Source organism: Kribbella sp. NPDC004138 (assembly GCF_053603655.1).
On sequence record NZ_JBSGFZ010000008.1, the window covers coordinates 20,589 to 40,412 of the forward strand.

Genomic DNA, 19,824 nt, shown 5'->3' on the forward strand with positions numbered 1-19,824 from the left:
CAGCGTCTTGGCGTCAAGACTTGAATTCAAGAAATGGAGATATTGGTATGACTCAGCATCGACGCGCGATGGATCGCGCCGACGATGTCCGCCTCGTCGCCGAGCTCGGCGGGCCGCAGGTCGACGGTCGCCGCGGCACTCGGGATCGCGCACCGGTCCAGGGCCTCGCGGAGCGGGCCGAGGATGAGTTCACCGGCCTCGGCCATCAGGCCGCCGACCACGATCGCTTCCGGGTTCAGCAGGTTCACGACTCCGGCGACAGCGACGCCGACGCGCCGGCCGGCGTCCTCGATCACCCGGCGGCAGCCCAGGTCGCCGCCGAGCGCCCGGGTCACGATGTCCTTCAGCCGCAGCGGCCCGTGCGACGCGGCCAGGCTGGTGATCAGCGCCCGGGAGCCGACGAACGTGTCCAGGCAGCCGCGGTTGCCGCAGCGGCAGATCGGCCCGTTCTCGTCGATCGTGACGTGCCCGATCTCGCCCGCCGTACCGGCCGAGCCGCGGAACACGTCGCCGTTGATCACGATGCCCGCGCCGACGCCGTACGAGAACTTCAGGTAGCAGCCGTTGCGGACCCCGCGCAGCGCGCCGGCGTGGAGTTCGCCCAGTGCGGCGAGGTTCGCGGTGTTGTCGAGTGCGACCGGGGCGCGCAGGTAGCCGGACATCGCCTGGGTCACATTGACGCCGCGCCAGCCGGGAAGTACTGCGTCCGAGCCCGCCTCGCCGCTGATCGCGTCGACGGGCATCGGCAGCCCGAACCCGATCGCGGAGATGTCCTCGACGCCGGAGCTGACGGTTTCGGCCAGGTCCGCGAGGAGGCGGGCGGCGCGTTCCATCCCTTCGTCGGCGACATGGTCGGCCTGCAGCGGCATCAGTTGCTGGGCGAGGATCTGGCGGGAGCCGTTCGCGACCGCGACGCGGACGTCACGCTCGCCGAACGCGACCCCGGCCAGGAGTCCACCGCCGGAGGCCAGTGAGACCAGGACCGCGCGGCGGCCGTTGCGGATGCTGCGGGACAGGCCGACCATGCCGGCCTGGTCCAGCTCGCGGACCATGTTCGAGACGGTGGCGGCGGAGAGCCCGGAGGCGGCCGCGATCTCGACCTGGGTGAGCGGGCCGTGCTGGCGGACCACGCCGAGAACGCGCGCACGGTTGGCTTCGCGCAGCGAAGCCTGCGAGCCCGGGGCCGGGCGGGTTGCGTTCATTACATAAAGATAACGGATAGCGGTGCACTCACGAGCGCGACAGTAGACCACCGTGGCGGCCGTGCGAGGGAGGGGAGCGCTCACACGGTCAGGGCGAGTGTCACCAAGGCCACAGGGAGGGCCAGCTCGACGGTCGCGCCGAGGACGTCGCCGGTGGTTCCGCCGAGTGCCCGGCGGGCTCGACGGCTCGTGAGCAGGCTGGTCGCGACGGCGAGCAGGACCGCGGCCGCGGCGCCGATCGTCCGGGGCGGCACGGGCCAGGCGATGCTCGCGGCCGCGGCCAGGACGACCACAGTCGCCGTCACAGCCGTGACTGGCCGGACGGTCGCGGCGACCATGCTTCCCAATCCGTCCGGGCGGGCCGCGGGGATGGATCTCAGGCAGGCCCACGGGAGCGTGAGGCGGCTCGCGGTGGTCGCGATCAGGGTCGCCTGCCAGCCGAAGCCGGCCTGCACACAGGCGGTGAGGGCGGCGACGTCGAGCAGCAGGACGGCGACGATGGCGACCACACCGAAGGGGCCGATGTCGCTCTGCTTCATGATCCGCAGCATCGTCTCGCGATCCCGCCGGCTACCGAGCGCGTCGGCGAAGTCGGCGAGCCCGTCGAGATGCAGGCCACCGGACAGTCCTGCGACGACGAGGACGCCGAGCACGGCCGCGAGCAGGTCCGCGTCCGGATTCACCAGTTGCGTCAGCACGACGACCGCGGCCGCGATCCCGCCGACCAGCGCCCCGACCATCGGGGCGAGCGCCATCGCCCGCCCGCTCACCGTCCGATCCACCCGCGAGGGCATGCCGGCGGGCAGCACGCTGAGCGTGCCGAGCGACAGCCGCGCCGCGTCGGCCCAGCTCATGTGAGGGGGAGGATTCGGCCGGCGATGGTCCAGAGGACCTGATCCGAGGCCAGCGAAACCGTGGTGTTGAGGCGGCCCATGAGGTCGCGGAACAGGCGCGTGCCGGCGTCCGCGGGGACGATGCCGGAGCCCACATCATTGCTGACAGCAACTACATGGCGCGAGGTCGCGGACCAGGCCTCGGCGAGCGCGGCGATGTGGGCTTCGACCTCGCCCGCACGCGACAAGTCGGACCAGACGTCCAGCCTGTCCATCGTGCGCGACAGCCACAGCGTCAGGCAGTCGATCAGCAGCGGCGGCCCGGCGGACTCGAGCAACGGGACCAGGTCGATCGTCTCGGCCAGACCCCACGTCGCGGGCCGGCGCGCCCGGTGCTTGGCGACCCGCTCGGCCCACTCGGAACTCCCCGAGTCGTCTCCGCCAGTGGCGACGTACACGACGTCCGGTACGTCGGCCAGCAGCCGCTCCGCGGCGATCGACTTGCCCGAGCGGGCGCCGCCGAGAACGAGGATCCGGTCAGCCATGCGTCCTCCCGGACTCGAAAACCACCGGCGTCTCGAAGGCCGCCTTGCGGGCGGTACGCCGGAACGCGTTCAGCATCGGCCGCCCGAGTGCCAGGACCAGCGCCGCGGACAGGATGCCGCGCGGGATGTCCCAGCCGAGCGACGTCGCCACCACGAACAGGAAGTACCGGTGCAGGTTCGCCGCGAGCACATCGCCGGGGACGAACGAGAAGTCGCTGCCGAACGTCGCGTACGGCCAGAACCACAGGTTCATGATCACGCCGTACAGCACGCCCGAGACCAGCGAGTACGCCGCGAGCATCAGCACCTCGAGCCGCCCGCCGACCCGCGGCAGCAGCCCGGCCAGGCACCCGACCCACGCGCACGCGAACATCTGGAACGGCATCCACGGCCCGACCCCGCCGCTGATCATCGCCCCGCCGAGCAGCGACACCGCCCCGAGCACGAACCCGAACCCGGCCCCGAACGCCCGGCCCGCCAGCACCAGCAGGAAGAACCCCGGCTCGAGCCCCGCGGTCCCGGGTCCCAGCGCCCGCAGCGCCGCGCCGATCGCGGCGAGCATGCCGAGCAGTGAGATCACCTTCGCGTCGATGCCCGCCTCGGACAGCTCCGCGAGCACGACGGCGACCAGCAATGGCAGCAGCAACACGAACAGCCACGGCGCATCCGTGGTGTGGCCGATCGCCGACTCGCCCGCCTGTGAGGTCCGGAAGAACAACGGCCACCCGAACGCCAGCACACCGACCGCCGACGCGATCAGCAGCATGACCGTGCTCCGCGGCCTGAGCAGGATCAGCTTCACGATGCCCGATCCAGCGCGTCGGCGACCTCGCCGACCGTCAGGAACGGCAGCGGCGCCAGGATCTTCGCCACCTGCGGAGCGAAGGCCGGTGACCCGGCGATCACTTCGGCGGTGCCGCCGTCGCTGACCAGTTCGCCGTCGGCGAGCACCATGACCCGCGTCGCGACCTCGGCCACCATCTCCACGTCGTGCGTCGACAGCACCACCGCGTGTCCGGCAGCAGACAGTTCCCGCAAAATCGCGACCAGGCGGCGTTTGGCGCCGTAGTCGAGCCCGCGCGTCGGCTCGTCCAGCAGCAGCAACGGGGGCGCCCCGCACAGTACGACGGCCAGCGCCAGACACAGCCGCTGTCCCTCGGACAGGTCGCGTGGGTGGGCGTCCAGCGGCGCGTCCGGCGCCAGCCGTTCCAGGAGCGCGCGGCAACTGCCTGCGGGCACACCGAAGTCCGAGTCCGCGGTGGCGCACTCGTCCGCGACGGTAGCGGCGTACAGCAGGTCGGCCGGCTCCTGCGGGACCAGTCCGACCGCCTTGACCAGGTCGCTCGGCTTGGTACGTCGCGGGTCTGCTCCGGATGCTGTCGCAGTACCTGACCGAGCCGGCAGGATGCCGACCAGTGCATTGAGCAGCGTCGACTTGCCTGCGCCGTTGCGGCCCATCAGCGCGACGATCTCACCGGCCTTGAGGCTCAGCGACACGCCACGCAGCGCAGTCACGGCGCCGTACCCGACGACAAGGTCGGTGCAGCGCGCCAGCTCCGCACCGAGTGCGGCCGCGGTACGTGCCGGTGCGGTGGAGCCCAACTCGCTTCGCAGTACGACGGCGGCGCGTCGCGCGTCTCGTACCGACAGGGGGAGCGGTGACCATCCGGCCAGCCGTCCCAGCTCGACAACTGGCGGTGCGACCGGCGCGGTCACCATGCGCTCGGCCGGGAGCCCTGTCGACACAGCCGCCGCGCCACCAGGCACTTCGATCACGCGGTCGGCGTACTGGATCACGCGCTCCAGCCGGTGCTCGGCCATCACCACCGTGACGCCCAGGTCGTGCACCAGCCGCTGCAGCGCGGCCAGCACCTCCTCGGCCGCCTGCGGGTCCAGCGCGGAGGTGGGCTCGTCCAGGACCAGTACGGCGGGGTGTGACGTCAGTGCTGCTCCGATAGCGGTCCGCTGTCGCTGGCCACCCGACAAGGACGTCAGCGCCCGGTCCCGCACGTCGGCCAGCCCGAGTAGGTCGAGTGTCTCCTCGACGCGCCGCCGCATGACGTCCGGTGCCACGCCGAGTGACTCCATGCTGTACGCCAGCTCGTCCTCGACCGTGTCAGTGACGAACCCCGCCATCGGGTCTTGCCCGACCATCCCGACCACGTCCGCGAGATCGCGCGGCCGGTACTCGCGGGTGTCCCGCCCGTCGACCAGCACCCGCCCGGCCAGCGTGCCGCCGGTGAAGTGCGGCACCAGGCCGTTGATCGCCCGGAGCAGCGTGGACTTGCCGGAGCCGGTCCGCCCGATCACCAGCGCGAGCTCGCCCTCGGGCACGGTGAAGCTGACGTCACGCAGCGCCGGTTCACGCGCACCGTCGTACGTCATGGTCACGTGGTCGAACTCGATCATGCCGCCGCCTTCTTCACGGGTGGTGCAGCCAGTGCGGGGACCAGTCCGACCAGAACGCCGACAACCGGCAGCACCGGCACTGGTGGGACGACCAAGGGGCCGGCCAGCAACAGACCGTTCACGCCACGGACCGCTGCGAACACCATGGCTCCGGCCGCTGCCGCACCGGCCGTGACGACGAGCCACTCGGGCAGCGCCCAGGGATCAGGGCGGTAGCGCGTTCGGGAGACCCGCTGCCGCCCGATCGCCATGGCGGCGACCGCCAGGAGCACACCGGCCGCCAGTGCGCCGGCCGCGAACGGGAACGCCATGGAGTCGGTCAGCAACGCATATACACCGAGCAGCATCCCGAGCAGCCCCAGCAAAACGCACAACGCTGTCAGTCGACGGTGGACCTTTGAAGCTTGCGCCGTACGACCGTAGCCGCGTGAGTCCATTGCAGCTGCCAGCTCGACCGACCGGTCCAACGCACCCTCCAGGACCGGCATGGCCGTCGTACGGAAGGAAGCGCGCGTACGGCCGCGCAGCCGGCGTGCTGCCCGGACACGGCGGCCGTCGGTCACCAGTTGCGGCGCGAAGGTGAGTGCTACGACACAGGCGACGCCCATCTCGTAGAGGGCCCCCGGCAACGACTTCAGCAGCCGCCGCGGACTGGCCAGAGCGTTCGCGGCGCCGACGCAGCAGAGCATGACGGCCAGCTGCGCGCCGTCGTACAGGGCTGTCACCAGTGCCTCCGCCGTAACCTCACCGCCGAGCTTGACGCCCGCGGCCCAGCCGGGCAGCGGGATCAGCGGCAGCGTGAACAGCACCGTGTTGCCCTGCGAGCGAGTCGACAGCAGCGCCTGCAGCACCACGCGGACGCCGATGACCAGCAGGCCCAGCTTCAGGAACGCGGTGAAGCTGTGCGCCCACGGTGCGTCGCTCCGGCGGGCAGCCACCACGAATCCAGTCACGGCGAGAATGAGGGCCAGCAGAACCGGGTTGCGGGTCCTGCTAGCCGCAACAGCCATGCACAGCGCCCACAACCACCAGGCCCCCGGGTGGAGTGCCCGGGGGAGTGTCAGGCGGTGGACGGCGCGCACCTTACTTGGCCGCGGTACGGCGGCGGCTCAGGACGAGCCCGCCACCGGCCAGCAGGGCGACCACGACGATCGCGATGATGATGCCGGTCCACGGCGTGCCGCTGTCTTCTTCCGACGAGGCGGCCGGGGACGGCTTGGCCGAGGACCCCACGCTTGCACCGAGCTGCAGCGTGACCGGGGCGTCGGTGGCCGGGACGTTGATGTTCTTCACCTGGTCGCCGCAGCCCTTGGCCGGGTAGCCGGCGACGCCGCAGGTCAAACCCTTCTCGATCCGGACAGGGCCGACCGCCGCGAGGATCTTCGCGCCGTTCGACGCCGGGTCGGTCACCACGCAGGTGCCGGTGGCCTGCCCGGGCGTCTCCCCGGCGGCCGCGTCCTCCGGCGTCCCGGGGTCGACGACCACCGCGACACGCTTCTTGCCGGTCTCGGCCGGGGTCTTCCCGCAGATCGCCTCGAAGTCGCCCGCGGCGCGCGGCACCCGGGGCTTGGCGCCGCCGAGCGCGAACCGCCAGCCTTCGACGGCCCCGTCGGCCGGGACGTAGGCGTCGGCGCCCTTCTGGGAGAAGGCCCACTGGCTGTTCGTCCATTGGTAGTAGCCCCAGAACCGGTAGCCGTCCTCGGCCTGGGCGGTGGTAGCCGTGACGGTCGTGACGGTCCCCGCCAGCAGGAAACCCGCCAGCAGGCTGAGGACCAGTCGTGCGGTCCGATGTGCAGTCATTGTCGTTCCTCGGTCGGGCCGCAGCCCGGTGGAGGAGGTCCCGCCTGCACCGGCAGGGTAGGGGCTCCACCCGCGGACCACGGCGGGTAGTCGAGCCTGACCGCCTGTGTCACAGTGTTCCGGCTCGCCACCCCGGCGCTGATGCGCTGCGGTGGCCTACGGTTGCGGGTCAGCGCCGGACTCGGACCGGCTTCCCTGTGACGCAGGCGTGTGGTTCGACCGAATCCTACTCTGCGGTCATTCGGCCGAGGACAGGCTCATCGGGCCGTAGACCTCGCGGCCGTCCTCCAGCAGGTACACCTGGCCGACGCCGCGGTCGGCCAGGTCGCGCCAGACCTCACCCAGCCAGCTCTCGGCGTCGCCCTGGGCGGAGAACTCCGCCCCGCCGACCTCGCCCGGGTCGACCAGCGCGCCGCTCGCGGTCTCGAACCGCCAGTTCCAGCTCACGAGTTCGGCCGCTTCTGCGGGGCGTTCTGCGCGGTCTTGGCCGGGTCCTTCTCGACGATGTGGCCGAGCACCTCGTCGATACCCTTCAGCAGGCCCTCGTCCAGCGTGACGCCGGCGGCCTTGACGTTCTCGGTGACCTGCTCCGGCCGGGACGCGCCGATGATGGCCGACGAGACGTTGCTGTTCTGCAGCACCCACGCGATCGCGAGCTGGGACAGCGACAGCCCCGCCTGCTCGGCGAGCGGCTTCAGCTCCTGGACCCGGGTCAGGACGTCGTCGGTGAGGAACCGCTTGATGAAGTTCGAGCCGTTGGCGTCGGTCGCCCGGGACCCCTCCGGCGGCTGCTGGCCCGGTAGGTACTTGCCGGTGAGCACGCCCTGCGCGATCGGCGAGAAGACCACCTGGCCGATGCCGAGCTCCTCCGACGCCGGCACCACCTCGGCCTCGATCACCCGCCAGAGCATGCTGTACTGCGGCTGGTTCGAGACGAACGGGATGCGCAGCTCGCGGGCGAGCCGGTGGCCCTCCTGCAGCTGCTCCGCGGTCCACTCCGACACGCCGATGTAGAGCGCCTTGCCCTGCCGGACGACGTCGGCGAATGCCTCCATCGTCTCCTCGAGCGGCGTCTCGGTGTCGAACCGGTGCGCCTGGTAGAGGTCGACGTAGTCGGTGCCGAGCCGCCGCAGCGAGCCGTTGATCGACTCGTGGATGTGCTTGCGGGACAGGCCGGTGTCGTTCGGTCCGCCGGGACCGGTCGGCCAGTACACCTTGGTGAAGATCTCCAGCGACTCGCGGCGCTCGCCGGCCAGCGCCTCGCCGAGCACCGACTCGGCCTTGGTGTTGGCGTAGGTGTCGGCGGTGTCGAACGTCGTGATGCCGGCGTCCAGGGCGGCCCGCACACAGGCCTTCGCCTGCTCGTTCTCCACCTGTGAGCCGTGCGTCAGCCAGTTGCCGTACGAGATCTCGCTGACCTTGAGACCACTGTTGCCCAGATAGCGGAAGTCCATACCCCAGACCCTACTTCGCCCCGGTCAGCTCGGCTTCTCGCCGCGCTTCACCATCGGCTTGGGCAGCCGCCAGCGGCGCATCTGCATGGTCCGCCGGACGGCGTAGAACCCGAGGCCCTTGGTGGACTCCTTCGGGAACTTGATCCCTACCTGCTTCTTCAGGCCCGAGGTGAGCAGGAACCAGTCCGCCGCGATCAGCAGGATCATGAACAGGAACAACAGGTTCACCATCCCGGCCAGCCACGGGAACTGCGGCGAGAACACCACGCCGATCAGCGACACCACCAGCAGCACCGGCAGCGCGAACTCCATCACCGAATAGCGGGCGTCGACGTAGTCCCGGGCGAACCGCCGGACCGGGCCCTTGTCGGCGGCCGGCAGGTACCGGTCGTCGCCGGTCTGCATGGCCGACTGCATCTTGGCGCGCTCGGTCCGCACCTTGTCCCGCCGGATCGCCGAGGCCTCCTTGCGGTTGCGCGGCTTCTTGAAGGCAGCCTTGCGGGCCGCCTCCGCCTCCTTGCGGCTCGGCGTCGGACGGCCCTTGCCGCCCGGCTTGCCCTGGGGTTCGGCGGGTACGGTGGTAGCTGTCTCAGACTTGGTACGACGGAACACGGGGTCAGAACCTCATTCGCAGGGCAAGGTCGCGACTCGGGGTGGTCCCCGGACCTTCCCACTACTTTATCCGGGCCCGTCCTGATGGTGTCGTGACCCGGTGGGACATAGGGTGGAAGGCACGCACGCCGGGTCGTCAGTCCGGCACAGAAGGGGTACGGATATCGATGAGCATCTTCAAGCGGATGTCGACGATCTTCAAGGCCAAGGCGAACTCCGCCCTGGACAAGGCCGAGGATCCTCGCGAAACCCTTGACTACTCGTATCAGAAGCAGCTCGAGCTGCTGCAGAAGGTGCGGCGTGGCGTGGCCGACGTGGCCACCAGCCGGAAGCGGGTGGAGCTGCAGGCGTCACAGCTGCAGTCCCAGTCGGCCAAGCTGCAGGAGCAGGCGCAGAAGGCGCTCTCGATGGGCCGCGAGGACCTGGCCCGCGAGGCCCTGACCCGCAAGTCCGGGCTGCAGGGGCAGATCGACGACCTGCAGACGCAGCACGCCCAGCTGCAGGGCGAGGAGGAGAAGCTGACGCTCGCCTCCCAGCGGCTGCAGGCCAAGGTCGAGTCCTTCCGGACCCGCAAGGAGACCATCAAGGCCACCTACACCGCGGCCGAGGCGCAGACCCGGATCAACGAGGCCTTCTCCGGCATCTCCGAGGAGATGAGCGACGTCGGCCTCGCGGTGCAGCGCGCCGAGGACCGCACGCAGCAGATGCAGGCCCGGGCCGGTGCGATCGACGAGCTGCTCGCCTCCGGCGCGCTCGACGACGCCACCGGGACCAACAAGGACAACATCACGCTCGAGCTCGAGCGGATGTCGTCCGGCTCCGACGTCGAGAACGAGCTGGCCGCCATGAAGGCCCAGCTGTCCGGCGGCAGCAGCACGCCCAAGGAGCTCTCCGGTGAGGCGCAGCAGTCCGCCCCCCAGACCGCCCAGCAGCCGGCAGCCGAGCCGGCGCGACCTCAGGACGGAGATGTTCGGTGATCGTTCGGATCATGGGTGAAGGCCAGTGGCGACTGGCCGACGAGAAGCTCGATGCGCTCAACGCGGTCGACGGCGACCTGGAGAAGGCCGTGTCGTCCGGCGACGAGACGACGTACCAGGCCGCGTTCGCGGCGCTGCTGGACTTCGTCCGCTCCGGTGAGAAGGTGCCGGACGACGAGCTGCACGACTCCGACGCCATCCTGCCCCCGTCGGACAGCTCGCTGGCCGAGATGCGTGAGCTGATCAGCGGCGACGGTCTGATCGCCGGCTGACGTAACACCCCTTGATCAGTGCCCCGACCCGGCGATTGATCACTTCAAGTAGTCACCAGAGACCCCTGGGAACCCGGAAATTGGGAACCCGGGGGTCTCTGCTGTCAGTGCTTCTTATGTTCGCGTCCACGTAGTACTCTCTGGTTCACGCCGTTGTGGGGGCGGCGTTTGGACGAGGTCCGTGACGGGGTGTGGGTTGGTCACGGGTTTCGGTTTTCACCTGTGGGGGGTGACTGTGCGTGACTGATTTTGTCATGTCCGAGGGGTTGGCCGAACCGGCTGACCTACGGCCGGCGCCGTCGGGGGAGCGTCGCCGGCCGGTCTGGGTGGTACCGGACGAGGTTCCGGCGGTCGTGCCGCGCGCGGCACGGTTCACCGAGGCGCGCTGGGTCGCGAAGTACCGGTGGGCGGCGCTCACCGGCGACCTGGGGGCCGCGCTGTTCGGTGTCTCGCTGGCCCTGGTGGTCCGGTTCGGGGCCCAGATCAACCTCGGCTATGTGCTGCTCGGCGCCGTGCTGCCGATCGCCTGGCTGGTCTGCGTGGCCCTGGAGCGGGGTTATGAGACCCGCTACTTCGGCACCGGGCCGGAGGAGTTCCGTTCGATCATCCGGGCCGCCGTCGCGCTGACCGCGGTGGTCGCGGTCACGTCGTACGCGACGAAGAGCCAGGTCGCGCGCGGCTTTGTCGTGCTGGCGGTGCCGATGACCTGTTTCGCGGCGATGTTCGCCCGCTGGGTGCTGCACCGGCAGATCTCCAAGCGGCGGTTCGTCGGCCGGTGCATGCGCAAGGTGCTCGTTGTCGGACGCAACGACCAGGTGATGACGCTGCGCCGGCACCTGGAGGAGCGCAGGACCGACGGGTACGTCGTGGTGGCGAGTTGCCTGCCCCGCGGCGACGCCTTCGAGGAGCCCGAGCCGGAGCGCCTGGGGCGCGGCGAGATGGACATCCTCAAGGCGGTCGACGAGTGGGACGTCGAGGTGGTCGCCGTGGCGGCCGACCCGGAGCTGTCCGGGCACTCGCTGCGCAAGCTGTCCTGGGCGCTCGAACAGCGCGGCGTGGAGCTGATCGTCTCGCCGGGCATCGTCGAGGTGGCCGGTCCGCGGATCTCGATCCGGCCGGTCGCCGGGCTGTCGCTGCTGCACCTGGAGCGGCCGTCGGTGAGCGGTGGGCCGCACGTCCTGAAGAACGTCTTCGACCGGGTGGTCGGCTGCTTCCTGCTGCTCGCGGTGGCGCCGATCCTGCTGGTCACCGCGGTGCTGGTGAAGCTCACAAGCCGCGGTCCGGTGCTGTTCCGGCAGACCCGGGTGGGACGCGGCGGCGAGCAGTTCCAGATGCTGAAGTTCCGCACGATGGTGATCGATGCCGAGGAACGCAAGGCGGAACTGCATGCGCTGAACCAAGGCAACGGGGTCCTGTTCAAGCTCCGCGACGACCCGCGGGTGACCAGGATCGGCCGGTACCTGCGACGGTTCTCGATCGACGAGCTGCCGCAGCTGGTGAACGTGCTCCGGGGGGACATGTCACTGGTCGGCCCGCGCCCGCCGCTGCCCGCCGAGGTCGCGCAGTACGCGATCGACGACGCGCGGCGGATGCTCGTCAAGCCGGGCCTGACCGGCCTGTGGCAGGTGAGCGGACGCAGTGACCTGACGTGGGAGGAGTCGATGCGACTCGACCTGCGGTACGCCGACAACTGGTCGATCGCACTCGACCTGCTGATCCTGTGGAAAACCGCTCGCGCCGTGCTGGGGAGCGACGGCGCCTACTGAGCACCGACCGGTGCCGAGCGGTGTTTTGTTCCCGAGGGGGGAATCCGTGACTGCAGTACTGGAAAGGTCGGCCGTCGCCCGGTCCGACGCCGCGACCCTGGTGATCAGGGCCGCCGAGGGGGACCAGGGCGCGTGGAGTCAACTGGTCGATCACTATGCGCGGCTCGTCTGGGCCGTGACCCGCAGCTTCCGGTTGAGCGACAGCGACGCCGCTGACGTCTCGCAGATGGTATGGCTGCGGTTGCTCGAACACATCAACCGGGTCGACCCCGAGCGGGTCGGCGCCTGGCTGGTCGTCACCACGCGCCGGGAATGCCTGCGGGTGCTGGCGTTCCGCAAGCGGGTGCTGCTGACCTACGAGGCGACCGCGTTCGACGACGTGGCCGGCGACCAGCCCGAACCGGACGCCGAGCTGCTCGCCGGCGAGCGCGCCGACGACGTCCGCCGGGCGCTCGAGAGCCTGCCGGACCGCTGGCAGCAGCTGCTCGGCATGCTGATGGCCGACCCGCCGGCGCCGTACGCCGAGATCTCCGCGACGATCGGCATCCCGATCGGCAGCATCGGCCCGATCCGGGGCCGGTGCCTGGAGAAGCTCAGACTGCTGCTTGCCTCCTGAAGCAGCACCGGACCGGTCCGGACCGACCGGGATCATGCCGTCTCACAGCATGATCCACGCGGTCCGGACCGGTCTTTGGCTGCCACCCGGCCAGCGCAGCAGGAAGCTCACCAGCTGGGTGTCCCCGGGCCCGTCGCCGCCGCGGGCCTCGACCACGACCGGACCGGCCGGCGTGACCCGCAGCTCCACGGTCTCGGCGGCACGTTCCACGTCCAGTGTCACGCCGTGCCCGGCGAAGCGCAGCCGCCGTACGCCGGTCTCGCCCGGCCGGTCGACCAGGCTGTCGAAGACCAGGTCGAGGACGTCGAGGTTCCGCTCGTGCCGGCCGAACGCGGCGTACCCGACCGACCGGAGCAGCGCGATCTGCTCGCCGGCGACTCGCTCCGGAGGCCCGATCATCGCCGTCAGCGCTCCCCGGTCACCTTGATCACGCTGTTCTGGTCCTGTCCGTACGGCGCGCCCTGCCAGGCCGCCCAGTTCACCGAGTTGCCCTGCTCGTGGACCATGAACTTCCACGGCCCGCTGTAGGTATTGGAGAAGAAACGGTTGCCCTGGTGGAAGGTGATCGCGTCCTCGACGACCCGGGCCTTGTACGGCGACCAGTCTGGGAACGTGCCCCAGTTGGCGAAGATGCCGTTGTAACCGCAGCCGCTGCGGGACGCGCAGCTGTCGCCGAGCTTGTCCGGGTTCAGGGTGAACAGGTTGTCGTGGACGCGGACGTTCTGGGTCTTCCAGCGGCAGTCGCCGAGGTACGGCTGGTTCTTGATGTTCGCGGCATTGCAGGTCTCGTTGGTGACCACGGTGGGGTTCACCAATGTGCCGGAGCCGGTGCTGGTGTTGGCGGCGGACCCGGCGAACCGGTCGGCGTTCTCCCACAGGATCACGCCGGCCCAGTTGTCGGTGAACACGTTGCCGCTCACCTCGAAGGTCTGGTTGAACATCCCCGGCACCCGCTTGTCGGCGCCGGACTCGGACAGGTACAGCGCCGGCGCCGGGAAGCCGTCGTTGTCCGGTCCCTTGCCGAGACCGTTGCGCAGGAACGTGTTGGCCCGGATCGCGGCGTTGTAGCTGGTCTCGAAGATCATGCCCTCGGCGACGTTGTCGGCGATGTAGTTGCCCTCGACCGCGAACGCGGAGTTGTTGGTGTCGGCCCACATCCCGGGCCCGTTGTTGTCGTGCAGCCAGTTGCCGCGCACGATCGCGCCCGCCACCGACCAGAACTTGCCGCCGCCGGTGCAGCCGCAGCCGGGCCGCAGGGTCTCCCAGTTGTCGGTGTTGTTGGCGGTGATCTCGTTGCGCTCGATGACGATGCCGGCTACGCGCTGCGGGTGGTAGGCGTTGAAGCCGTACTGGCCGTTGTTCCGCAGGCAGTTGCCGCGGACGACGTTCTTGCTGCCGATCATCAGGCCGGCGCCGGCGTTCTTCTGGATCGTGTTCGCCTGGATCACCCAGCCGGAGCCGGAGTCGTGGTTGACGACGCCCTCGTCGTTGTTGCCGCGCGCGGACCCGAAGTTCTGGATGGTCAGGTTGCTGATCACGACCCGCTCGGCGGAGCCGGTGAACGCGTACTTGTTGCGGTTCGCCCCGTCCAGGATCGCGCCGGGCGCGCCGATGTAGCGGTTGCCGTCCTTCGGGATCACCTGGACGAAGGCGCCGTTGCTCAACCGGTGCCGCCCCGGCGCGAGCCAGAACGTCGTACCGGCCGGGTGCGCGGCGGTGAGGGTCTGCAGGTTCTGTTTGGTGCTCACCACGACGGCGCCGGCGGGCGGGGCGGCCAGGCCGGCCAGGGCCTTGGCGTTGCCGCAGATCCTGGCCGGGGGAGCGGTGGGCGCGGTGGCGGGTGCGGTGGCGGGGGTGGAGGCGGAGCGGGGTTCGTCAGGGTTCCGCGAGGGGGAGCCGTCGGCGACCAGTGCGGCCACGGACAGCACACCGACGAGCAGTGCGGCACCGCCGGCGAGGAGGTTGCGGCGCTTGGCCATGAGCGATCCTTCTACTTACCGTGCTGGTCGGCGTGGACGGGGTTCGCCACGGCAAAGCGGTACACGTCCAGGAGTTGCGTGAGGTTGCGGTGCGGGTCGTGCTTGGTCTCGTACGTCGTGCGCGCCGCCCGGCCGAGCTCGACGTACCTGTCGGGGGCGGCGTCGACGTCGAGGAGCAGCTTCGCGAGCTCGTCCGGACGCCCCGGGTCGAACAACGCGCCGTCGGTCCCGTCGGTGACGAGCTCCGGGAACGAGCCGTGGGAGGCGGCGAGCAGCGGTACGCCGACCGCCATCGCCTCCACGACCACGAGCCCGAACGTCTCTTCCCACTCCGACGGCAGCACGACCGCGCGGGATTCGCGGATCAGCGCGAAGACCTCGGGCTTGGTCATCAGTCCGCGCAGTTCGACCGAGGGCCGCTCGGCCGCCCACGCGGTGACCTCGTCGAGCATCGGGCCGCCGCCGGCGATCACCAGCCGCAGCGCGTCGTCGCCGGCGATCTCGCGGTACGCGTCCCAGCCCTTCATGAGCAGGGGCGCGCCCTTGGCCGCGTCCAGCCGCCCGACGTACGTGACCTGGCGCCGGGGCGTCGCCGCGAGCGGACCGTCGTACGGGACGTAGTTGTAGCGGACGAAGCTGCGGTCCGGGTCGAAGTCCATGCCGGCCAGCAGCCTGCGCTGCGACTCCGACACGAACAGGTACGCCGACACGAGGTTGCGCCACGTCCGTCGATGGGACCTGGTGTTGAGGACCGTGGTCGCGGTCGCGAGCTTGGAGCCGCGGTAGCAGCTGTGCTTGACGGCCGGGATCGGACTGCCGTCGGCACAGTCGTGGCAGACCGCGCCGTCGCGGTAGAAGTCACCGCTCGCACACAGCAGCTTGTAGTTGTGCAGTGTGATGACCACGGGCACCTTGGCGTCGCGGCAGGCGTACAGCACCGACGGGCTGAGCACCGGGAACGTGTTGTGGACGTGTACGACGTCCGGCCGGAACTGACGCAGCGTCTCGGCCAGGTCGCGTTTGCTGGCCGGGTTCCACACCACCCGGGCCGGCAGGGTCGCCTTCTTCCAGGCCGGCCAGTCCTCGATCTCGTCGCTGTGCCGTTCGAAGACACGCACGTCGTGACCGAGCTCCGCGAGTGCTTCGTGCTCCTGGTCGACGACCCGGTTCTCACCGCTCGGAGCGGTCGACCGGTACCTGTTGTGCACCAGCAGGATCTTCATCGCACACCCTCCTGCTCCGGCGGTCGTGAGTACACCAAGGTCGCTGCCAGCGTGAGCTCGAGCAGGTACGGCGACGCCTCGCTCAGACCGGTCTCGGTGAACGACGCCACCACGCAGTACGCGACCAGGAAGAGTGCGAGCGCCCGTCGTGGGCCCTGCGGCGTGAACCACGCGCTGATGAAGACGAACAGCACCATCGCGATACAGAACGCCATACCGAGCAGGCCGACGTCGTAATAGGTACCGAGCCAGTTGCTGTCGATGGGCAGGCCGTTGAACGACTTGTTGGACAGTCCGAAGCCGAACAGTGTCTGCCACGTCGACCGCGGCTGCGCGATGATCGAGTCCCATACCGCGCGCCGTCCGGTCAGCGCGGCGACCTGGTCCGCGTCCTGGCCACGGGCCAGCCACGTGGTGACCACCGAACCCAGCGACAGCGCACCGACGGAGAAGACACCGATCGCGATCGCGAACGACTTACGGACCCGGGAGCGGTACGTGAACAGGCTCAGCCCCGCGACCACCGCGCCCGCGAGCAAGGCGACCAGGGCTGTCCGCGTGTGGGTCAGCAGCAGGATCGGCACGCAGACGACCACACTGGCCAGGGCGACGTAGCGTTTGAGCAGTCCGGCCATCCACAGCACCGCGGTCAGTCCGATCGCCATGGCCGAGTAGTGACCCGCCTGAGTCGGCGGGATCGGCCACAGGATGCCGGCCAGCCGCTCGTCGGCCATCGCGGTCCCCGGCGCCACCAGCAGACCGACCGCGACGGAGCCGACGATGCACCACAGGACCATGAGATGCGTCCGCACCAGCAGCAGGTCCTTGCGGGTCCACCACGGCGACAACATCCACAGCACCGCGACGAACAGGAACAGCCGCGCGGACCGGTACATCGCACCGAGCAGGAACTCGGCGCGGAGGCTGGAGATGACCGCCTCGCTCACCAGGAGCGTAGCGAGGAAGATGTAGACGCTGGGCCGGACCCGGGCCGGCCGGTTGACGGTGAGGATCAGCAGCGCGCCGAGGAGCAGCGAGCCCTGGGCGATCAGCTTCCCGATCGGGCCGGGGATCGGCAGGATCAGCCGCGAGTCCGGGAAGAACGTCAGCACGTTCAGTACGAGCATCGCCCAGACCAGCTGGACCCGGCGCCGCCGGCGGCGCTCCGGCTCGACCGGCCGGAAGCCCGGTTTGGGCCCCAGCCGGCTCCGGATCGTGGCGACGGCGGTCATCGCGCGAACATCTCGAGGTCGACGGTCGTGGTGGACGCCTCCGCGTCGGTGACGCCGACGCCCTCGTCGGTGCGGTCGGCGTGCAGCACGACCGCGGTGTCGATCTCCAGCCCGGCCAGCCGCAGCATCTCGCCGGTCGCCCGGACCTTGGCCGCACTGGACCGGCCGGCGGTCACCACGACCGCGGCCCGGGAGGCCCAGCCGGCGAGGTGATCGGCGCCGATCGCCGGTGACAGAACGGCCAGGGTCAGGACCAGGTCGGCGACGTCCCAGGCCGCGTCGAGCTGGACGTCACCCGAACCGCTCGGCCGGTTGTTCTCGCCGAGCCGCAGGTAGCAGCCGTCGGCCGGCAGACCCTCCGGGTCCGGCAGGTAGACGTCGATCCGCCGGCCGGCGTCGCTGAACCGCGACTCCCGGGTCCCGACCTCGTTCACCCCGAGCTTGCGGGCGAGCGCACCGGTGCCGGTCAGGTCGGCGACCAGCACGTGCTTGCCCTCGTCGGCGAGCGCGACCGCCAGCGACGCGACGGCCAGCGCACAAGCGGGTACGTCGTCGACACTGACCACCGCGAGCGCGGGGGTCGGCCGCTTCGACCAGATGATGCGCTGGCCGAGGTGCTGCGACAGCAGCCGGATCTCCGGATGCCGCGACTGCGACGACCGCAGCACGCGGCGGAACGGCAGCCACGAGCGCGGCGGACGGCCCGTGCTGAGCCGCACGCGGGCGCCGAGCGCGTTCGAGATGTCCTGCCGCTTCCACAACCGGTCCGAGATCAGCGCCCGGATGATGACGAAGCCGAGCCCGACGAACAGGCCTGCGATCAGGCCGGTCCCGGCCTTGAGCGCCAGCGCCCGCTTCGCCGACACGATCACCGGCGCGGGCTCGTCGAGCATCCGGCTGGCGTTCATCTTCGACGCCCGGACGTTCTGGTCCAGCAGCTGCTGCTGGACGAAACGGTACTTGTCCGCGGCGGCGTTCAGCTTGGCCATCTCGGGGCTGTTCGGGTTGTCCGGATCGTTGGGGTTGTCGCCCGCGGCAACCACTGCCTGCCGGGCCAGCGCCACCTCGTTCGACGCCGCGGTCAGGTCCTTCTTCAGCGGGGCCTCGTCCAGACCGAGCTGCTCGCGGCGGAAGATCAGGTAAGTCTGGCCGACCGTCGTGGCCAGCTTGGTGGCCTGCTCGTCGGTCGTCGCCGACGCCTTGATCTCCAGCACCCGGTCGGTGAGCTTGGTCGCGGAGTACTCGGCGAGCAGGTCGTCCGGCTTCTGGGGCAGCTGCAGCAGCGCGATCACCCGCTCGGCCACGGTCCGGCTGGTGGCCAGGCTGATCTCGGTCGCCATCGCCTTGACCGGGTCGTCGCCCTCGCGGGTGGTGATCAGCATCCGGGCCGACGCCTGGTGCGGGGCCGGGAACGCGAAGTACGTCGCCAGGCCGCCGGCGAAGCCGAGGATCGCCAGCGCCAGCCAGATCCGGGCATGCCGGACCACGGCGTCGCGCAGGAACCGCACTGTGACCAGGCTGTCCGGCGGGTACGCCGCCGAGCGGTCGTCGGCGAACAGCCCGTCGTTGTCGTCCATCCAGCCGGTGCTGATGCCGTTCTGCGACTCGGAGAACTGCTGGTTCGTCATCGGGTCCGCCTTGCCGTGCCGGTGAGAAGCGTGGGTAGCCGCGAACCGGTGCGGCGTTGCGCCTGCGCGACCCGGCCGATGGTGCGGTCGAACGGATCGGGATCGGTGACCACGAGGCCGTCGATCGCACGGTCGTCGGCGACCGTGGCGACGGCCAGCCGGGCCAGTTCCTCGGCGGTCACGGTGCCCGCCGAGAGCGCGATGATCGTGCGGGTGGTCCGCTCGGTGCCGTCCAGGTGCGGTGCTTCGCGGTCGACCAGGACCAGGTGGATCTCCAGCGCGACCTCCCCGGACGGCTTGTCGTGGTGCTGGTCGATCACCAGCGAGCTGGAGATCCCGACGGTGCCGGCGAACGCGGCCAGTTGCGGACCGAGCGGGCGGGCCTTGTCGTCGTCCGCGAACGAGATCACGGTCAGCGAGACCTGCTGCCCGCCCTTCACGTCGAGTGCGAGGTTGTGCAGCACCTTGCGCAGCGCCCACGCGTCGACCGCGGTCGGCGTGTAGTGCTCGAGCAGGTTCGCCCAGTCGGACGGATCGGTCGCCCGGTACGACGACACGGAGGCGAGCACCGGAAGGCCGACGGCGTCGGAGATCTCGTCGCGCAGCCGGAGCCGGCGGTCGCCACGCTCCCGGGCCAGCACGATGACGGCTCCGGCGATCGCGCCGAGCAGTGCACCCAGGCCGCCGTAGATACCGGTGTGGACGATCATGCTGCCGCCGTGCGCGTTGACGGCCTCTTCCAGGATCCGGGCACCGGTGCGCTTGCCGAGGTCGCCCGGCAGCTTCTGGTCGGTCGTGATGAACACCAGGTAGACCTGTGCGACCGCGTTGGCCAGCCCGGTCGCCTGCTTGGCCGACGGGCCCTTCGCGTCGATCCGGATGACGTCCTCGGTGACGGCGGTCGCCTTGACGCGGGCCCGGGTGGCCTCGGTCGACAGCGTCGGCGTGACGTTCTGGCCGGCGCTCAGCAGTACTGGTCCGCTCTCGGCGATGTAGACCTGCGTGTCGATGCTCTGCGCCCCCGTGGCCGAGCCGGCGGCGGACGCCGGCGGCGGCGGGAGCACGATCAGTGCCGAGGCGTTGTACATCGGCGGCTGCAGGAAGGCGTAGCCGATCCCGCCCAGCAGGCCGACAGCGGCCGCGGCGGCCACCAGCAGGCGGCTGCGCCTGATGGCCCGCCACGATTTCTTCACGTCCAACTGCTGTGCGCTCACAGGCCCCCTCCAAGCGAACGTCTATCGGTACGGAGTAATAGAGGGGCGGACCGCGGCGCTGA

The 19,824-nt window shown here is 70.3% G+C and carries 20 protein-coding genes; 4 read left to right on the forward strand and 16 right to left on the reverse strand.

The window, feature by feature from the left end; all coding sequences use genetic code 11:
• Positions 1-26: 26 nt before the first annotated feature.
• The 10 genes from ACWEOO_RS12905 to ACWEOO_RS12950 form a co-directional block, all read right to left on the reverse strand.
• Entirely contained in the window at positions 27-1,202 is a 1,176-nt protein-coding gene (locus ACWEOO_RS12905) for an ROK family transcriptional regulator (protein WP_452143103.1), read from the reverse strand.
• An 80-nt stretch (positions 1,203-1,282) separates the two neighbouring features.
• A complete protein-coding gene (gene cobS, locus ACWEOO_RS12910; protein ID WP_452143104.1) occupies positions 1,283-2,056 on the reverse strand; it encodes an adenosylcobinamide-GDP ribazoletransferase in 774 nt (257 codons plus the stop codon).
• Positions 2,053-2,580, reverse strand: a complete 528-nt coding sequence (locus ACWEOO_RS12915) for a bifunctional adenosylcobinamide kinase/adenosylcobinamide-phosphate guanylyltransferase (protein ID WP_452143105.1) — start codon at positions 2,578-2,580, stop codon at positions 2,053-2,055. Before ACWEOO_RS12915 ends, cobS begins: the two co-directional genes overlap by 4 nt.
• A complete protein-coding gene (locus ACWEOO_RS12920) occupies positions 2,573-3,382 on the reverse strand; it encodes an ECF transporter S component (protein ID WP_452143106.1) in 810 nt (269 codons plus the stop codon). Before ACWEOO_RS12920 ends, ACWEOO_RS12915 begins: the two co-directional genes overlap by 8 nt.
• Positions 3,379-4,989, reverse strand: a complete 1,611-nt coding sequence (locus ACWEOO_RS12925; protein WP_452143107.1) for an ABC transporter ATP-binding protein — start codon at positions 4,987-4,989, stop codon at positions 3,379-3,381. The genes ACWEOO_RS12920 and ACWEOO_RS12925 overlap by 4 nt, the downstream gene beginning before the upstream one ends.
• Complete coding sequence (locus tag ACWEOO_RS12930; RefSeq protein ID WP_452143108.1) at positions 4,986-6,071, reverse strand: energy-coupling factor transporter transmembrane component T; 1,086 nt, start codon at positions 6,069-6,071, stop codon at positions 4,986-4,988. Before ACWEOO_RS12930 ends, ACWEOO_RS12925 begins: the two co-directional genes overlap by 4 nt.
• Before the next feature lies 1 nt (position 6,072).
• The gene (locus ACWEOO_RS12935) at positions 6,073-6,789 is read right to left on the reverse strand and encodes an SCO2322 family protein (protein ID WP_452143109.1); all 717 of its coding nucleotides are present in this window, start codon (positions 6,787-6,789) and stop codon (positions 6,073-6,075) included.
• A 237-nt stretch (positions 6,790-7,026) separates the two neighbouring features.
• Positions 7,027-7,236, reverse strand: coding sequence for a hypothetical protein (locus ACWEOO_RS12940; protein ID WP_359932968.1), 210 nt, complete (start codon positions 7,234-7,236; stop codon positions 7,027-7,029).
• Positions 7,233-8,243, reverse strand: a complete 1,011-nt coding sequence (locus ACWEOO_RS12945; protein ID WP_355688516.1) for an aldo/keto reductase family protein — start codon at positions 8,241-8,243, stop codon at positions 7,233-7,235. The genes ACWEOO_RS12940 and ACWEOO_RS12945 overlap by 4 nt, the downstream gene beginning before the upstream one ends.
• A gap of 24 nt (positions 8,244-8,267) precedes the next feature.
• Positions 8,268-8,855 carry a DUF3043 domain-containing protein gene (locus tag ACWEOO_RS12950; protein WP_452143110.1) on the reverse strand — a complete coding sequence of 196 codons (588 nt, stop codon included), beginning with the start codon at positions 8,853-8,855 and terminating at the stop codon, positions 8,268-8,270.
• A gap of 167 nt (positions 8,856-9,022) precedes the next feature.
• Between ACWEOO_RS12950 and ACWEOO_RS12955 the strand changes: the two genes are divergently transcribed.
• The 4 genes from ACWEOO_RS12955 (at position 9,023) to ACWEOO_RS12970 (ending at position 12,486) form a co-directional block, all read left to right on the forward strand.
• The gene (locus tag ACWEOO_RS12955; RefSeq protein WP_355688512.1) at positions 9,023-9,832 is read left to right on the forward strand and encodes a PspA/IM30 family protein; all 810 of its coding nucleotides are present in this window, start codon (positions 9,023-9,025) and stop codon (positions 9,830-9,832) included.
• The gene (pspAA, locus tag ACWEOO_RS12960; protein ID WP_355484288.1) at positions 9,829-10,104 is read left to right on the forward strand and encodes a PspA-associated protein PspAA; all 276 of its coding nucleotides are present in this window, start codon (positions 9,829-9,831) and stop codon (positions 10,102-10,104) included. The genes ACWEOO_RS12955 and pspAA overlap by 4 nt, the downstream gene beginning before the upstream one ends.
• Before the next feature lie 239 nt (positions 10,105-10,343).
• Complete coding sequence (locus ACWEOO_RS12965) at positions 10,344-11,870, forward strand: sugar transferase (protein WP_452143111.1); 1,527 nt, start codon at positions 10,344-10,346, stop codon at positions 11,868-11,870.
• A gap of 46 nt (positions 11,871-11,916) precedes the next feature.
• Positions 11,917-12,486 (forward strand): RNA polymerase sigma factor, encoded by a 570-nt coding sequence (locus ACWEOO_RS12970; RefSeq protein WP_359932978.1) that lies wholly within the window; start codon positions 11,917-11,919, stop codon positions 12,484-12,486.
• 42 nt (positions 12,487-12,528) lie between these two features.
• On the opposite strand, the gene ACWEOO_RS12975 is transcribed toward ACWEOO_RS12970, so the two are convergent.
• The 6 genes from ACWEOO_RS12975 to ACWEOO_RS13000 are packed head-to-tail and all read right to left on the reverse strand — an operon-like array spanning position 12,529 to position 19,762.
• Positions 12,529-12,885: a hypothetical protein gene (locus ACWEOO_RS12975; protein WP_452143112.1), complete on the reverse strand. Its 357-nt coding sequence runs from the start codon at positions 12,883-12,885 to the stop codon at positions 12,529-12,531.
• Between the two features lie 5 nt (positions 12,886-12,890).
• On the reverse strand, positions 12,891-14,465 hold the full coding sequence (locus ACWEOO_RS12980) for a right-handed parallel beta-helix repeat-containing protein (RefSeq protein WP_452143113.1): 1,575 nt from the start codon (positions 14,463-14,465) through the stop codon (positions 12,891-12,893).
• 11 nt (positions 14,466-14,476) lie between these two features.
• The gene (locus ACWEOO_RS12985; RefSeq protein WP_452143114.1) at positions 14,477-15,688 is read right to left on the reverse strand and encodes a glycosyltransferase; all 1,212 of its coding nucleotides are present in this window, start codon (positions 15,686-15,688) and stop codon (positions 14,477-14,479) included.
• Positions 15,685-16,920 carry an O-antigen ligase family protein gene (locus ACWEOO_RS12990; RefSeq protein WP_452143115.1) on the reverse strand — a complete coding sequence of 412 codons (1,236 nt, stop codon included), beginning with the start codon at positions 16,918-16,920 and terminating at the stop codon, positions 15,685-15,687. Before ACWEOO_RS12990 ends, ACWEOO_RS12985 begins: the two co-directional genes overlap by 4 nt.
• On the reverse strand, positions 16,917-18,548 hold the full coding sequence (locus ACWEOO_RS12995; RefSeq protein ID WP_452143116.1) for a hypothetical protein: 1,632 nt from the start codon (positions 18,546-18,548) through the stop codon (positions 16,917-16,919). The genes ACWEOO_RS12990 and ACWEOO_RS12995 overlap by 4 nt, the downstream gene beginning before the upstream one ends.
• A complete protein-coding gene (locus tag ACWEOO_RS13000) occupies positions 18,545-19,762 on the reverse strand; it encodes a Wzz/FepE/Etk N-terminal domain-containing protein (protein ID WP_359932996.1) in 1,218 nt (405 codons plus the stop codon). Before ACWEOO_RS13000 ends, ACWEOO_RS12995 begins: the two co-directional genes overlap by 4 nt.
• Between the last annotated feature and the right edge of the window lie 62 nt (positions 19,763-19,824).

Excerpts from the sequence above, each read along its gene's own strand:
- ACWEOO_RS12905 (WP_452143103.1), bottom strand. The coding sequence starts at position 1,202 with ATGAACGCAACCCGCCCGGCCCCGGGCTCGCAGGCTTCGCTGCGCGAA.
- cobS (WP_452143104.1), bottom strand. The coding sequence starts at position 2,056 with ATGAGCTGGGCCGACGCGGCGCGGCTGTCGCTCGGCACGCTCAGCGTG.
- ACWEOO_RS12915 (WP_452143105.1), bottom strand. The coding sequence starts at position 2,580 with ATGGCTGACCGGATCCTCGTTCTCGGCGGCGCCCGCTCGGGCAAGTCG.
- ACWEOO_RS12925 (WP_452143107.1), bottom strand. The coding sequence starts at position 4,989 with ATGATCGAGTTCGACCACGTGACCATGACGTACGACGGTGCGCGTGAA.
- ACWEOO_RS12935 (WP_452143109.1), bottom strand. The coding sequence starts at position 6,789 with ATGACTGCACATCGGACCGCACGACTGGTCCTCAGCCTGCTGGCGGGT.
- ACWEOO_RS12945 (WP_355688516.1), bottom strand. The coding sequence starts at position 8,243 with ATGGACTTCCGCTATCTGGGCAACAGTGGTCTCAAGGTCAGCGAGATC.
- ACWEOO_RS12955 (WP_355688512.1), top strand. The coding sequence starts at position 9,023 with ATGAGCATCTTCAAGCGGATGTCGACGATCTTCAAGGCCAAGGCGAAC.
- ACWEOO_RS12975 (WP_452143112.1), bottom strand. The coding sequence starts at position 12,885 with ATGATCGGGCCTCCGGAGCGAGTCGCCGGCGAGCAGATCGCGCTGCTC.
- ACWEOO_RS12980 (WP_452143113.1), bottom strand. The coding sequence starts at position 14,465 with ATGGCCAAGCGCCGCAACCTCCTCGCCGGCGGTGCCGCACTGCTCGTC.
- ACWEOO_RS12985 (WP_452143114.1), bottom strand. The coding sequence starts at position 15,688 with ATGAAGATCCTGCTGGTGCACAACAGGTACCGGTCGACCGCTCCGAGC.
- ACWEOO_RS12990 (WP_452143115.1), bottom strand. The coding sequence starts at position 16,920 with ATGACCGCCGTCGCCACGATCCGGAGCCGGCTGGGGCCCAAACCGGGC.
- ACWEOO_RS12995 (WP_452143116.1), bottom strand. The coding sequence starts at position 18,548 with ATGACGAACCAGCAGTTCTCCGAGTCGCAGAACGGCATCAGCACCGGC.